Genomic DNA, 13,494 nt, shown 5'->3' with positions numbered 1-13,494 from the left:
GGCAGGACAGAGGGGGGTATTCCCCGCTCAGACATCAGACGCTCGCTTGCGATCTTCCGCCTGCGCTGCCAAGATTTCCTTCACCTTGGCGACCAGATCGGCCTCCTTGACCGTTTCCTGCGCGACGCGGGCTTCGCGCCACGAAGCGTTGTCCTCGATCTCGCCAGAGAGGCGCTTGCCCTCGATCAGGTCCTTGATCTGCACGACGCCCTCGGCACGCTCATCGCCGCCCTGGATGATGGCGACGGGGCAGCCGCGGCGGTCGGCGTATTTCAGCTGGTTGCCGAATTTCTTCCAGTTGCCCTGGTACATTTCGGCGCGGATGCCGGCCGCACGCAGTTCCTGGGTGATGCGCTGGTAGCGGCCCATGGCCTCGACATCGCCATCCATGACGGTGACGAGGACGGGTTCGATAACCTCGCTCTGGCCGAGCTTGCCGAGGTTTTTCAGCGCCGTCATCAGGCGCGAGACGCCGATGGAGAAGCCAGTGGCCGGAACCGGCTGGCCCATGAAGCGGGAAACGAGACCATCATAACGACCACCGCCGCCGACGGAGCCGAAGACGACCTTCTCGCCCTTCTCGTTGGTGACGTCGAAGGTGAGCTCGGCTTCATAGACCGGGCCGGTGTAGTATTCGAGGCCGCGGACGACGGAGGGGTCGATATGGATCTGACCGCTGAAATAAGGCTTCGGACCATAACCGCCCGCAATGACGAGATTCGCAATCAGCAGCAGCTCGTCCAAACCTTCTTGATATCGCGAATTGTCGAACAGCGTTTTGAAGAAATCGATAGTTTTGATCGGGTCCTTCTGCAGGCTTTCGCCGTAGTAACTGGTCTGGAAATTATCTGGCTTGCAAAATTTTAGTACGCCCTCGATTTGCGCCTGATCGAGCCCGGCACCCTTGGTGAAATCGCCGGACTCATCCTTGCGGCCAGCACCAAGCAGAAGAGCCACGCCCTCGGGGCCGAACTTGTCGAGCTTGTCGATGGCGCGCAGCACGTTCAAGCGCTGTGCAGCCTTATCGTCGCCGCCGAGGCCGATAGCCTCCATCACGCCATCCAAAACCTTGCGGTTGTTGACGCGGATGACATAGTCGCCGCGCTTGATGCCGAGGGCTTCCAGCGTGTCCGACATCATCATGCACATCTCGGCATCGGCCTGCACGCCAGGCGCGCCGACGGTATCGGCGTCGAACTGCATGAACTGGCGGAAGCGGCCGGGGCCGGGCTTCTCGTTGCGGAAGACATAGCCGGCGCGATAGGTGCGGTAGGGCAGCTGGATCTCGTTGAAGTTCTCCGCGACATGGCGGGCGAGCGGCGCCGTCAGGTCGTAACGCAGCGACATCCACTGCTCGTCGTCATCCTGCAGCGAGAAGACGCCTTCGTTCGGCCGGTCGGCATCGGGCAGGAACTTGCCGAGCGCATCGGTGTATTCGAAGAGCGGCGTTTCGACAGGATCGAAACCATAATGCTCGTAGACTTCGCGGATCTTCGCGGTCATCTCATTGACGGCGCGAATATCGGCCGCCGAACGATCGACGAAGCCGCGGGGAAGTCTGGCCTTGAGCTTTTGTGGTTTCTTCTGCTTGTCGTTCATTTCCAACGTCTTCCGCTCAGTGTGACAGTGGCGGTTTCCTAGCGGAAAGGGCCGGATGCGGCAAGGGCGAAGGCCCTTGATCCGGAAGACAGAATCGATTGAACGAGAGAGAATGGACCGAATGGCGGAGCTATACGATGATCGCTGAAGCACTTCTCTACGCCGCGACCGTATGGCGGACGCAGAAGGCGCACCGCAAATATGTCCGCTACTCAGTCAATCTGTGGTCGCGCGCCAATCGTTGCAGCCAGCAGTGGGCGGAGCATGAAGAGAATACGAGGCGGGCGATCCTTGCGGCAATAGCGGGCTGCAAGCAGCGGCGGACGGCCGTGGTGCTGGGGTCCGGCTTGCTGCGCGACGTGCCGATCCGGGAGCTGGCGGCCAGCTTCGATACGGTCGTTCTGATCGATCTCGTGCATGTCGCGACGGTGAGGATGAAGATGCGCCGCAAGGCCTATCGCAATGTCCGGCTGATCGAGCGCGATCTCTCGGGCTATGACGCGCTTGCCGCCGGCGAGACGCCGGAGCCGCTGGGGTTCCTGCGCAATGTGCCCTATCTCGATCTCGTGGTTTCGGCCAATCTGCTCTCGCAGATCGGACGCGGCGTGCAGCGGCGGTTCGAAGCCGAGCGGGAGCGGATGCCTGAGGATACGTTGGAGCGGCTGATCGCAGCGCATCTTTCCGGCCTGTCGCGGATGCCGTTCAAGAGCTGCCTTGTCACCGATATCTCCTATGCGGTGATCGATCGCAACGGAAAGACCCATGAGGAGGCCGACCTGATGCACGGGGTCGCGGTGCCGGAGGCGCGGGCGGCTTGGGCTTGGCCGGTGGTGCCGATAGGCGAGGAAAGCGCGGATTACCAGGTGATCCATCAGGTGATTGCGGCCTGGTGAATTGCAAGATATCGTGATGCAATCAAAGATTTATTGTATCACTTTTATTTTGCGATATCGTATCGATGAAGATCGTATGGGATGAGCCGAAACGGCTTGCCAACCTCGACAAGCATGGGCTCGACTTCGCCGATCTCGACGAGGTGTTCTTTCTCGGCGCCATATTGCGGCCGGCCAAGCGCGGGCGCCTGATGGCGATCGGGCGCTTTGCGGATGGCTCGATCGCCGTGGTGTTCGCGGTGCTGGGCTCGGAGGGCATTTCCATTATCTCGATGCGCCCGGCGCGCAAGAGCGAAAGGAGGTTGCTGGATGACAGCGAAGAAGACTGAGCTGCAGATCGAGTTCAAGGAAGGGCGTGGCTACTCCAAGGACGATTGGGATGAGGTCAGCGACAATCCCGAATGGACCGAAGAGGACTTCAAGAAGGCGCGCCCCTTTGCCGAGGTGTTTCCCGAATTCGCCGAGAGCATCCGGCGTTCGCGCGGGCGGCCGGCGGTGGAGAGCCCGAAGCGACAAATATCGCTGAGGCTCGATCCCGATGTGATCGATGCCTTCAAGGCGACCGGCAAGGGGTGGCAGGGGCGGATCAACCATGCGTTACGCAAGGCCGCCAAGCTCGATTAGCGCGACGCGACGTCTTGGCAGCGGTGGCGCGCTTGCCTATGTTTGACCGATGCGGCTTTTCTCTATCGCGACGATGATGCTGGCATGGCTGACCTACGGAACGATGTTCGCGTGGGCCGGATGCCCGATGTGCGCGTCGATGAGCCAGCCTGCCGCTGTCGATATGGCTGCCGGCAAGGCGCATCATCATATGCCTGATATGGAGATGGGCGATGCCGTCAAGGGCTCAGTGCCGGCGAAGAACCCGTGTGCTGTCGGCGGCATGGCGCATATGCCGCTCTGTTCTGCCTGTCTCATCGTGCCCGTCGACGTGATCGTTCATGCGGATGGCAAGCAGGTGTTTTCCTATCCCTCGCCGGCGATCGCGCTCGCCTTTCCCGGCGCACGGCCGGCTCCGCAGGCGCCCCCTCCCCGGTTGATCTGACATCAAGACCCTGAGAAACGCGGCGTGATACGCCGCATCGGACTTTTATTGCCAGACTGAGGAAGGATATCCCATGTCTTTTAAGCTACTCGCTCTCACGACCGGTCTTATCGCCGGCCTCTCGTTCAGCGCTCTTCCTGCAAGCGCGGAAGACAAGCCGATGGATATGGACATGAGCATGCCGATGGGCGACCACAGCCCGTCGAGCCATGCCTTTTCCGAGGCCAACAACAAGATGCACAAGGACATGATGATCGAATATAGCGGCGACGCCGATATCGACTTCGTGCGCGGCATGATCGCCCATCACCAGGGGGCGATCGACATGGCCAAGGTGGAGTTGCAATACGGGAAGGACCCCGAGATACGCAAGCTGGCGGAGGGCGTGATCAAGGCGCAGGAGGCCGAGATCACCGAGATGCAGACGTGGCTGAAGGCGCACGCCAAGTAAGGCGCCCTCTCTCGTCACAACGCTGGACGCCGGGTTCGCCTCGGCGTCCAGTCTTGCAATAGCGCTCAGGCCTTCGGTTCGAAGGGCGCGGGGCGACGACCGGCGCCCTGGCGGGAGAGCATCCAGCCGGGATATTCGGGCGCCAGTTGGCTCACCTCGTCCAGCCTCTTCAGGTCGTCGGCATCGAGTTTCAGTCCGACGGCGGCGAGGTTCTGGTCGAGCTGTTCGATGCGCTTGGCGCCGATGATGACAGTCGTCACGAAAGGCTTGGCGAGCACATAGGCGAGCGCTACGGTGGCGACGCTTGCGCCGTGCTTTTCGGCGATCTCGCGCATGACGGAAACGCAGGCCCAGGCGCGGTCCTTGTCGACGGGCGGGAAGTCGAAGGCGGCGCGGCGGCCTTCGCCGTTGCCGGGCGCGCCGGGGCCGTATTTGCCCGACAGCAGGCCGCCGGCGAGCGGCGACCAGACCATCAGGCCGACCTTCTCCTCGTTCATCATCGGCACGATATCGCGCTCAAGATCGCGGCCGGCGATGGAGTAGTAGGCCTGCACGGTCTCGAAGCGGGCGAAGCCGCGGCGCTCCGAAATCCCAAGCGCCTTGGCGATGCGCCAGGCCTGCCAATTGGAAACGCCGACATAGCGAACAAGGCCACGCGAGACGAGATCGTCCATCGCCCTGAGCGTCTCGTCGATCGGGGTGACGCTGTCGGTGCCGTGGATCTGGTAGAGATCGATATGATCGGTCTGCAGGCGCTCAAGGCTCTTTTCGACGGAATCCATGATGTGGCCGCGCGAAGCGCCGCGATCGTTCGGCTTGTCGCCCATCGCGCCATAGACCTTGGTGGCGATGACGACATCCTTGCGGGCGACGCCGAGGTTCTTCAGCGACTGGCCGAGCAGCTTCTCGGACTCGCCGAAGGAATAGACGTCGGCGGTATCGATGAAATTGACGCCTGCCGAGAGCGACCGCTCGACGATCGCGTCGGCCGCCTTCTGATCGACATCGGCAATGGCGCCCCAGGGGCTTTTGTCGTCGGCGGCGCCGAAGGTCATGGTGCCCAGGCAGATTTCGGAGACGAACAGGCCGGTATTTCCAAGCTGGTTGTAACGCATGGTCAAACGTTTCCTTGTGAGGACCGCCGTGAAGCCGGCGGAGGGAATGATCCCGGTTCTATGATTTTTGGGCGGCGCGGCGCTGGCATGGACGCGGCCGCTTCAGGCATGAACCCACCAGACATAAGTTGCGCGTGCGCGGTTTCAACGGCTCGCGCGATACGCAGGGGTTGCGACAACATAGGTCGCTCGCAACTCATTGGCGCACAACCGTGATTGCACCCAATAATTCTCGCTCTTAGTGATTGTATTTACTGCGTTTTCCGAGTGGATTCATAAAATTCTAATTGATACCCACCTAAACAATCCTCGCAGATGCGGGGGCAATCATGACATCCTTGGTTCAGCTTGTGAGTTCACTGCTGCGCAACAAGCGCGGCAACGTGGCGATGATAGTCGCGCTGCTTTTCGTGCCAATGGTCTTGGCCGGTGGCGCCGGGGTCGATCTCGCGCGCTATGAAGCCGTGCGCGTGGAAATGCAGGACGGGCTCGATCGCGGCGTGCTGGCGGCTGCATCGCTGTCGCAGAAGCAGAAGACCGCCGATGTTCTCAAAAGCTACATGAACAATCTCCCCTACGGTGCTGACGTGGCCATCGACTTTTCCGAGGCGACGGCGATGAACTCGCGCAAGATCTCGGCCAACGCCTCCTATACGATCAACACCGCCTTCATGCATCTGGCCGGCGTCAAGACGTTGACGATCAAGACGGCGTCGAGCGCCGAAGAGGCCAAGCAGAATATCGAGCTGTCGCTGATGCTCGACATGTCGGGCTCGATGGTCGGCAGCAAGATCAAGAACCTGAAGGTCGCCTCGCAACAGTTCATCGACCAGATCCTGACCGACGACACCAAGGACTATACGACGATCAGCGTCGTGCCCTATGCGGGCCACGTCAACGTGGGTTCCGCGGTGTTCGACAAGCTCGGCGGCTCCCGCCTGACCGGCAGTCGCAGCCGACCAAGGATCCAAATTACAAGGGGTCATGCTTCGAGCTCGACAATGCGGGCTTTGGCAGCGACGCGATCCCGAGCTTCAAGGCTCGGTCGAACCTGCCGATCTTCACCAACTGGAACTACAACACGACAGACAAGGAAAAGAAATGGTGGTGGTGTCCCGGCGAAGAGGACGCAATCACCTACTTCTCCAATGACGCGACCTATCTCAAAGCCCGGTTGAGCGCGCTGCAGCTCTATGACGGCACCGGCACGCAGAACGCCATGCAGTGGGGTTACATGCTGCTCAATCCGGCCTCATCGAGCATCGTCCAGGCGGCAATCGCCAGCGGGCAGATGTCTTCGAAGTTCTCCAACCGTCCCTCCAGCTTCAGCGATGCCGATACGATGAAGGTGCTCGTGTTGATGACGGATGGCGTGATCACCGCGCAATTCCGCCCGAACGACTACAAGCGCTCTCCGGATCTCAGCCCGAGCAACTACACGATGTCAGGCAACACGGCGACCTACCTGAGCAATATCTGCACGACCGCCAAGGCGAAGGGCATCACCATCTTCACCATCGGCTTCGAGCTCGGCAGCGACACCACGGCGATCAACGCCATGAAGAACTGCGCGACGAGCTCCGCCCACTTCTACCAGGCCTCCGGCTCCGGCATCGGCGACGCATTCAAGTCGATCTCGACATCGATCCGCAAATTGAGACTGACACAGTAATGAGAGTGGGCTTTTTCTGTAGCGCGCGCCGGCTTTTCGGCGACAGCAAGGGCGCGGCGGCGATCGAGTTCGCCATCCTGGCGCCGATCGTCTTTGCCGTCATCTTTTCGATCTTCGAGGCAGGCTTCATCATGACGCAGTCGATCATGCTCGACCGTGCCGTCAGCCGCAGCTCGCGCGCATTGCAGATCAACGGCGCCAAGATGAGCTATGCCGATTTCAAGGCTTCGGTGTGCAAGGAAGCGGTCATCCTCAGCGATTGCGTCAAGTCGATCCGCATCGAGTTCACGCCGGTGACCAAAGCCTCGGATTTCCCGACGACGGGCACGCCCTGCGTCGACCGGTCCGTCGCCATCGATCCTGTCACCAGCTACAATTCCGGCCAGCCGTCGCAGATCATCTTCACCCGCGCCTGCTATGTCGTCGATCCCCTCGTGCCAGGGCTCGGCTTCGGCCTGAGTTTCCCCAAAGACAACACCGGCGCCATCCAGCTGACCTCCAGCTTTGCCTTCGTCAACGAGCCGACCTGATGTTGAAGCACGCCTTTTCCCGCCTGATCCGCGAGCGCTCCGGCGCATCCGCGATCGAGTTCGCGCTGCTAGCGCCAATCCTGCTGTTCTTCTTCCTGGCAAGCATCACGGTGTTCGACATGTACAGGACCTACCAGAACATCGTGCAGGCCAACGGTATCGTCGCCGACGTGATCTCGCGGCAAACGTCGATCGACAATACCTTCGTGTCCAATCTCTACAGCGTCTTCACGCATCTGCAGCAGAACAGCACGGCCCCGATCGCGCTTCGGATTTCCAGCATCAAGAAGACCGCCGGGGTCTACAAGCTGGACTGGACGAAGGAGAGCGGCACGGCCGGGCTGTTGAAGGCGCAGGTTCTGAGCAGCTCGACGCTGCCGCAGCTGACGGACGGCGACTCGGTGATCTATGTCGAGGGTGCGGCGAGCTATACGGCGATGACCAGCATCATGGGCTTCGGCAGCATGACGTTCGCCGAGACCGCCTTTTCGCGCCCGCGCTTCATCGGCGCCATCGTCTATCAGTGACACCATCCCTTGCGGCGAAGGCGAGAGGCTCCTAATTGTTTTGAATGAACAAGAGGGTGCGCCCATGACGACCCGCACGCTGACCACGATCGGCTTCGATGCCGACGACACGCTGTGGCAGAACGAGCAATTCTACCGGCTGACGGAAACGCATTTCACCGAACTGCTCTCCGACTACGCCGAGGGTACGGTGGTTTCGGAGCGGCTGCTGGCCGCCGAGAAGCGTAATCTTCAGCATTACGGCTTCGGCATCAAAGGCTTTACGCTGTCGATGATCGAGACCGCGATCGAGATTACCGAGGGCAACGTGCCGGCCTCGGTGATCGCGCAAATCCTCGATACCGGGCGGGATCTTCTCTCGCATCCGGTGGAGACGCTGCCCGAAGTGCGCGAGACGCTGGCCGCCCTTTCCGACCATTACCTGCTGGTGCTGATCACCAAGGGCGACCTGTTTGACCAAGAGCGCAAGCTGGCGCAGTCCGGCCTTGGCGACTTCTTCCATGCCGTCGAGATCGTTTCCGACAAGACGGCGGTCACCTATCGCCGCATCTTTTCCAAGATCGGCGGCGGGCCGGAGCGGGCGATGATGGTGGGGAACTCGCTGAAATCGGACATCGTGCCGGCAATCGCCGCCGGCAGCTACGGGGTGTTCGTGCCGCACGAACTGACCTGGGTGCTCGAGCATGTCGAGGAGCCGACGGAGGCGCCGCGCTTTCGCAAGATCGAACGGCTCGGCGAACTGCGCGGCGTGATCGACAGCCTCGGTTAAACGAAGACCTGGCTACTTGCGCGAGGGGAAGAGCGGCGACGGCTTGCTGTCGTCGGCTGGGGCTGGCGCGGGTGTTGCCGGCGCGGCCGAGGCTGCCTGCGGTTCCACGAGAATGCTGTAGGGTGCGCCGAGGCCGCGTCTTGGCGAGGCTTTCGAGTAATAGGGGCGGAGCAGCCAGGTCGCATCCTGTTTGACCGTCGTCTGGAAAGTCTGCCCGTCCTCGTCGGTGCCGAAGATCGCCTCGTCGTCGGGGGCCGCGAGATCGAAAATCGCGAGGAAAGCGAACTGGCTCTTCGTCGAGAAATCGATCTTCACATGCTGGCCGGCCTTGACGGGCAAGGTGTAGACCTTGCCGTTGCCGAATTTCGTCCAGCCCTTCAGCTCCATGGTTGCCGCCGGAAACTGCAGCTTTTCCAACCTTTCGCCGCGTTGCAGCTCGGGTGTCTGCGCCATGGCGGCGGGCGCGATCGCGATTACGGCGACCGCCATTGCCATCAGTTTCAGTTTTTTCATGGACGTACCAATGCGTCGCGCATCGCCTCTACTTCGGGACGGCAGTAGCAGCCTTCGAGATGATCGTTGACGAGACCCATTGCCTGCATGAATGCGTAAACTGTGGTCGGGCCGACAAAGGTCCAGCCGCGCTTCTTCAGATTCTTGGAGATGGCGACCGAGGTGGGCGTGGTCGGATTGGCCATGATCGTGGCGCGGTCGACCACCTTTGGGCGTTCGTTATGACCGGGCTCGTAGCTCCAGAAATAATGCGCGAGCGAGCCGAACTCGTCGCGCAGCTCTATCGCACGCTTGGCATTGTTGATCGTCGAAACGATCTTGCCGCGATGGCGGATGATGCCGGCATCGCTAACGCAACGCTCGACATCCTCATCAGTAAACAGCGCCACCTTCTCGAAATCGAAGCCGGCGAAGGCCGCGCGGAAATTCTCGCGCTTGCGCAGGATGGTGAGCCAGGAGAGACCAGACTGGAAGCCTTCAAGGCAGATCTTCTCGAACAGGCGGATGTCGTTCACGACCGGCCTGCCCCATTCCTCGTCGTGATAGCGCAGATAATCCGGCAGGTTGCCGTGCCAATGACAGCGGCTCTTGCCGTCCTCACCGATTGTAATGCCTGTGTCGCTCATCACGTTCCATTCGTTTCAGCGGCTCCGAATCCGGCTTTACCATTTGCAAACCCTGTTTCCAAACCGAACGATAACCCTGACGAAAAGTTTATGGGCCAGTTCGGCTTTTAGTGAACGCGGGTTTACCATTCGCTGGCGAGCGCGGTGGCAGCATGATCGACAGGTGGCGGATGCCGCCCGTCCATTTTCGGCCATTGTAGAGAGTTCGTCCGATGATGAAATCCGTTTTGCTCGCCGCAGCCCTGCTCGGCGTCTTTTCCACGGCCGCCCTTGGCGACGACCGTTATGTTTCCCGTCCACCTGTCGTGCTGAGCCCTGATCTGGCGGCACCGTGGATCATGCAGCTCAGCGGCGGCGGCAATGTTCGACCCGTCGTTTACCAGCGCCCCGTCATCGTGCAGCAGCAGCGCGGGCTGTTTGCTCCGCGTGCCGTTCGTCGCGCGCCGGCGGCACAGCAGATCTCGGCGATCAATCCGGGCGTTCCTGTCATCCGTGGCCAGATCGAGCCGCAGTTCCTGCCGCAGATGGTCGACTACCAGACCAAGGAAGCGCCAGGCACCATCGTCATCGATACCAATAACCGCTTCCTCTATCTGGTCATGGCAAACGGCAAGGCGCGGCGTTACGGCGTCGGCGTCGGCAAGCCGGGCTTCGAGTGGGCCGGCGTGCACAAGGTGACCCGCAAGTCCGAGTGGCCGGACTGGACACCGCCGTCGGAAATGATCAGCCGCGAGGCGGCGAAGGGCCATTATCTGCCGGCGCGCATGGATGGCGGACCGGAAAATCCGCTCGGCGCACGCGCCATGTATCTCGGCTCCACGCTCTACCGCATCCACGGCACCAATGCCCCATGGACGATCGGAAGCGCCGTTTCCTCGGGCTGCATTCGCCTGCGCAACGAGGACGTCGTCGACCTTTACGAGCGTGTCAAAGTGGGCACGCGCGTCATCGTGATCTGAATTTTCTTATGGCGGCAAGGACACACCTTGCCGCCTACCCCCGCATTTTCAGGGTTTCCAGCTTGAAATCCCGGTCGATTCGGTTAGCTTTGCCGGCGATCGTGCCTTGAGAGGGAAATCGAAATGAAGAAAGTGTCTCTGCTCGTGGCGGCCGTTGCCGTTGCGATGTCGGGTATGGTGGCCGTTGCCAGCGCCGAGCCCGTAATGACGGCGACAGATGCCGTTCGTGGCGTCAAGCACAGCCAGCAGATCAAGCCGCAATACAAGAAGCGCGTCGTCCGCCTCATTACAAATGAAGCGCCGGGCACCGTGATCGTCGATACGGTCAACAAGTATCTCTACCTCGTCGAAGGCCGCAACAAGGCCACGCGCTACGGCATCGGTGTCGGCCGCGAAGGCTTCGGCTGGTCGGGCGTGGTGAAGATCGGCCGCAAGGCTGAATGGCCGACCTGGACGCCGCCGGCTGAAATGCGCGTCCGCGAGGCCCGCGCCGGTCACAATCTGCCGGCCGTACAGCCGGGTGGCCCGGACAATCCGCTCGGCGCCCGCGCCATGTATCTCTACCAGGGCAACCGCGACACGATCTTCCGCATCCACGGCACCAACCAGCCCTGGACGATCGGCCTCAACCTGTCTTCGGGCTGCATCCGCATGGTCAATGACGACGTCGCCGATCTCTACGACCGCGTTCCCGTCGGCACCAAGGTCATCGTCGTCGGCCCCGGCAACAAGCAGGGCAATGTCGCCTTCGACGACCGCGGCATCGACGTTCTGAGAACGATCTTCGGCGGCTGAGGTCGCACGCGTTACCAGTGAAAATTAGGAACAGGTGGCCGGCTTGCTGGCCACCTTTTTCTTTTGTGCTGCGAGGACATGAGCCCGTTTCACGCGGCCAATGCTATTTGGCGCCGCAGCTGACCTTGCCGTTGAAGGTTATCGGCTTGTCACCGCCGTAGACAGTCATGTCGTAAATGCCCTGAAACGCCGTTGCGCCGTTCGGCTGCTCAGCGGAGACGGTGAGATTGACGCTCTGTCCGCCGGCGGCCTTTCCACCATCGTATAGAATTTCGAGACGCAGCTCGCCATTGTGCGACCAGCGATTGCTCAGGCTATCGGAATCGATCGAGACGCGGCCGAGCGGCTGCGGGGCTGTTTCGTTCTTGATGATCAAGGCGCCTCTGAAGTGGTTGAGTTCATGACCGGGCTCCGCCTTGAACCCGCTTTCGACGGTGAAGCGGACGTTCTTGTCATCGGCGGAACAGAAGAAACGGCTGTCGGCGTGTGCGACTTCGGTGGCGCCAACAAGAGCGGTGAACGCCAGGAGGAAACGATGCATGCTTGAGCTCCAAATGCCGCCGGACGATCCGGCCGCGTCAGGCTAGCCCGAAACCCTTAAATTTTTCTGGCCGCTAATTTGACGGGCATCTCGCCGCCATAGGCCCAATCGAGCAGTTCGATGGTGTGCAGGATAGGGATCTCAGTCGCCGACGCGATCTGCGTGATGCAGCCGATATTGCCTGTGGCGATGATATCGGGCTTCGTCGCCTCAATGTTCTTCACCTTGCGGGCCTTGAGCGCGTCGGAAATATCCGGCTGCATGATGTTGTAGGTGCCGGCCGAGCCGCAACAGAGATGGCCTTCGGCCGGATCGCGCACGGTGAAGCCCGCAGCCTTCAACAGCTGCTTCGGCGCCATGGTGATCTTCTGGCCGTGCTGCATCGAGCAGGCGGAGTGATAGGCGACCGTCAGCCCCCTCGGCATGTGCGAGGGAAGATCGAGCGTCGCCAGATATTCGGTGACATCGCGGGCGAGCGCGGAAACGCGGGCGGCCTTTTCGGCGTAGATGGGATCGAGCCGCAGCATGTGGCCGTAATCCTTGATCGTCGTGCCGCAGCCGGACGCGGTGATGATGATGGCATCGAGCCCGCCCTCCTCGATCTCGCGGGTCCAGACATCGACATTGGCGCGGGCGCTCGCCAACGCCTGTGCCTCGCGCCCCATGTGATGAACCAGCGAGCCGCAGCAGACCTCTCCCTTGGGCACGACCACCTCGACGCCGAGACGGGTGAGAAGCCGGATGGTCGCCGCGTTGATGGCGGGGTCGAGCACCTGTTGCGCGCAGCCGGTGAGGATCGCCACGCGCCCTCGCCTCTCCCCCGCTTCAGCCGCGTGTGTTGCGGGCGTCGCCAGATGCGAGGGTGCGGGCAGGCTGCGCGGAGCGAGCGCCAGCATGGCGGCGAAAGGCTTCAGCGCGGTGTGTCGACGGAACAGGGCTTCCAGCGGCCGGCCGAGGCGGGCCAGACGCAGCGCCAGGCGGAAGCGGCCGGGATAGGGCAGAACGGCGGCGAGAATGCCGCGCGTCAGCCGGTTCATGAAGGGGCGCTTGTAGGTCTTTTCGATATGGGCGCGGGCGTGGTCGACAAGGTGCATGTAATCGACGCCCGAGGGACAGGTCGTCACGCAGGCAAGGCAGGAGAGACAGCGGTCGATATGGGTGACCACCTCAGTGTCGGCCGGGCGGTCGTTTTCCAGCATGTCCTTGATGAGATAGATGCGGCCGCGCGGGCTGTCGAGCTCGTTGCCAAGCGTGACATAGGTGGGACAGGTGGCGGTGCAGAAGCCGCAATGGACGCATTTGCGCAGGATCTGCTCGGAAGCCGCGACATGGGGATCGGCAAGCTGGGCGGGGGTGAAGTTGGTTTGCATGTCAGGCTCGTCCGCCCTTCTCGCTGCGTTGGTGGGTGGGGTACCCCCCTCTGCCCTGCCGGGCATCTCCCCCACAAGGGGGGAGA

The 13,494-nt window shown here is 61.6% G+C and carries 18 protein-coding genes; 12 read left to right on the top strand and 6 right to left on the bottom strand.

The window, feature by feature from the left end; genetic code table 11:
* Positions 1-27: 27 nt before the first annotated feature.
* Entirely contained in the window at positions 28-1,599 is a 1,572-nt protein-coding gene (gene hisS / locus B3605_RS19730) for a histidine--tRNA ligase (RefSeq protein ID WP_112944566.1), read from the bottom strand.
* A gap of 137 nt (positions 1,600-1,736) precedes the next feature.
* On the opposite strand from hisS, the gene B3605_RS19725 reads away from it, so the two are divergent.
* The 5 genes from B3605_RS19725 (at position 1,737) to copM (ending at position 3,991) form a co-directional block, all read left to right on the top strand.
* Positions 1,737-2,492, top strand: coding sequence for a hypothetical protein (locus tag B3605_RS19725; RefSeq protein ID WP_112944615.1), 756 nt, complete (start codon positions 1,737-1,739; stop codon positions 2,490-2,492).
* A 65-nt stretch (positions 2,493-2,557) separates the two neighbouring features.
* A complete protein-coding gene (locus B3605_RS19720; protein WP_112944567.1) occupies positions 2,558-2,821 on the top strand; it encodes a BrnT family toxin in 264 nt (87 codons plus the stop codon).
* The gene (locus B3605_RS19715; RefSeq protein ID WP_112944568.1) at positions 2,802-3,116 is read left to right on the top strand and encodes a BrnA antitoxin family protein; all 315 of its coding nucleotides are present in this window, start codon (positions 2,802-2,804) and stop codon (positions 3,114-3,116) included. Before B3605_RS19720 ends, B3605_RS19715 begins: the two co-directional genes overlap by 20 nt.
* Positions 3,117-3,165: 49 nt before the next feature.
* Complete coding sequence (locus tag B3605_RS19710; RefSeq protein WP_112944569.1) at positions 3,166-3,540, top strand: hypothetical protein; 375 nt, start codon at positions 3,166-3,168, stop codon at positions 3,538-3,540.
* A gap of 73 nt (positions 3,541-3,613) precedes the next feature.
* Positions 3,614-3,991, top strand: a complete 378-nt coding sequence (copM, locus tag B3605_RS19705; RefSeq protein ID WP_296435655.1) for a CopM family metallochaperone — start codon at positions 3,614-3,616, stop codon at positions 3,989-3,991.
* 65 nt (positions 3,992-4,056) lie between these two features.
* Here copM and B3605_RS19700 read toward each other — a convergent pair whose 3' ends face one another.
* Positions 4,057-5,106 (bottom strand): aldo/keto reductase, encoded by a 1,050-nt coding sequence (locus tag B3605_RS19700; RefSeq protein WP_112944571.1) that lies wholly within the window; start codon positions 5,104-5,106, stop codon positions 4,057-4,059.
* Between the two features lie 329 nt (positions 5,107-5,435).
* Here B3605_RS19700 and B3605_RS19695 point away from each other — a divergent pair, with 329 nt between their 5' ends.
* The 5 genes from B3605_RS19695 to B3605_RS19675 all read left to right on the top strand — a co-directional run bounded on the left by B3605_RS19695 (position 5,436) and on the right by B3605_RS19675 (position 8,604).
* Entirely contained in the window at positions 5,436-6,284 is an 849-nt protein-coding gene (locus tag B3605_RS19695) for a pilus assembly protein TadG-related protein (RefSeq protein ID WP_296435653.1), read from the top strand.
* Entirely contained in the window at positions 6,281-6,778 is a 498-nt protein-coding gene (locus B3605_RS19690) for a hypothetical protein (RefSeq protein ID WP_296435652.1), read from the top strand. Before B3605_RS19695 ends, B3605_RS19690 begins: the two co-directional genes overlap by 4 nt.
* Complete coding sequence (locus B3605_RS19685) at positions 6,778-7,308, top strand: TadE/TadG family type IV pilus assembly protein (protein ID WP_112944573.1); 531 nt, start codon at positions 6,778-6,780, stop codon at positions 7,306-7,308. Before B3605_RS19690 ends, B3605_RS19685 begins: the two co-directional genes overlap by 1 nt.
* Complete coding sequence (locus B3605_RS19680; RefSeq protein ID WP_112944574.1) at positions 7,308-7,835, top strand: TadE/TadG family type IV pilus assembly protein; 528 nt, start codon at positions 7,308-7,310, stop codon at positions 7,833-7,835. The genes B3605_RS19685 and B3605_RS19680 overlap by 1 nt, the downstream gene beginning before the upstream one ends.
* A gap of 64 nt (positions 7,836-7,899) precedes the next feature.
* Entirely contained in the window at positions 7,900-8,604 is a 705-nt protein-coding gene (locus B3605_RS19675) for an HAD family hydrolase (RefSeq protein WP_047508202.1), read from the top strand.
* 12 nt (positions 8,605-8,616) lie between these two features.
* Here B3605_RS19675 and B3605_RS19670 read toward each other — a convergent pair whose 3' ends face one another.
* The gene (locus B3605_RS19670) at positions 8,617-9,117 is read right to left on the bottom strand and encodes a hypothetical protein (RefSeq protein WP_183795311.1); all 501 of its coding nucleotides are present in this window, start codon (positions 9,115-9,117) and stop codon (positions 8,617-8,619) included.
* Positions 9,114-9,743, bottom strand: coding sequence for a DNA-3-methyladenine glycosylase I (locus B3605_RS19665; RefSeq protein ID WP_112944575.1), 630 nt, complete (start codon positions 9,741-9,743; stop codon positions 9,114-9,116). Before B3605_RS19665 ends, B3605_RS19670 begins: the two co-directional genes overlap by 4 nt.
* 212 nt (positions 9,744-9,955) lie before the next feature.
* Between B3605_RS19665 and B3605_RS19660 the strand changes: the two genes are divergently transcribed.
* Positions 9,956-10,702, top strand: coding sequence for a L,D-transpeptidase (locus B3605_RS19660; RefSeq protein WP_112944576.1), 747 nt, complete (start codon positions 9,956-9,958; stop codon positions 10,700-10,702).
* A 123-nt stretch (positions 10,703-10,825) separates the two neighbouring features.
* Positions 10,826-11,497, top strand: coding sequence for a L,D-transpeptidase (locus B3605_RS19655; RefSeq protein ID WP_112944577.1), 672 nt, complete (start codon positions 10,826-10,828; stop codon positions 11,495-11,497).
* Between the two features lie 103 nt (positions 11,498-11,600).
* Here B3605_RS19655 and B3605_RS19650 read toward each other — a convergent pair whose 3' ends face one another.
* Positions 11,601-12,038: a hypothetical protein gene (locus B3605_RS19650; protein ID WP_112944578.1), complete on the bottom strand. Its 438-nt coding sequence runs from the start codon at positions 12,036-12,038 to the stop codon at positions 11,601-11,603.
* Between the two features lie 56 nt (positions 12,039-12,094).
* Positions 12,095-13,408 carry a glycolate oxidase subunit GlcF gene (gene glcF / locus B3605_RS19645; protein ID WP_112944579.1) on the bottom strand — a complete coding sequence of 438 codons (1,314 nt, stop codon included), beginning with the start codon at positions 13,406-13,408 and terminating at the stop codon, positions 12,095-12,097.
* Between the last annotated feature and the right edge of the window lie 86 nt (positions 13,409-13,494).

The sequence above is a fragment of the Rhizobium sp. UBA1881 genome (assembly GCF_002338015.1).
Classification (GTDB): domain Bacteria; phylum Pseudomonadota; class Alphaproteobacteria; order Rhizobiales; family Rhizobiaceae; genus Rhizobium.
This window is presented reverse-complemented; position numbering and strand designations above follow the sequence as displayed.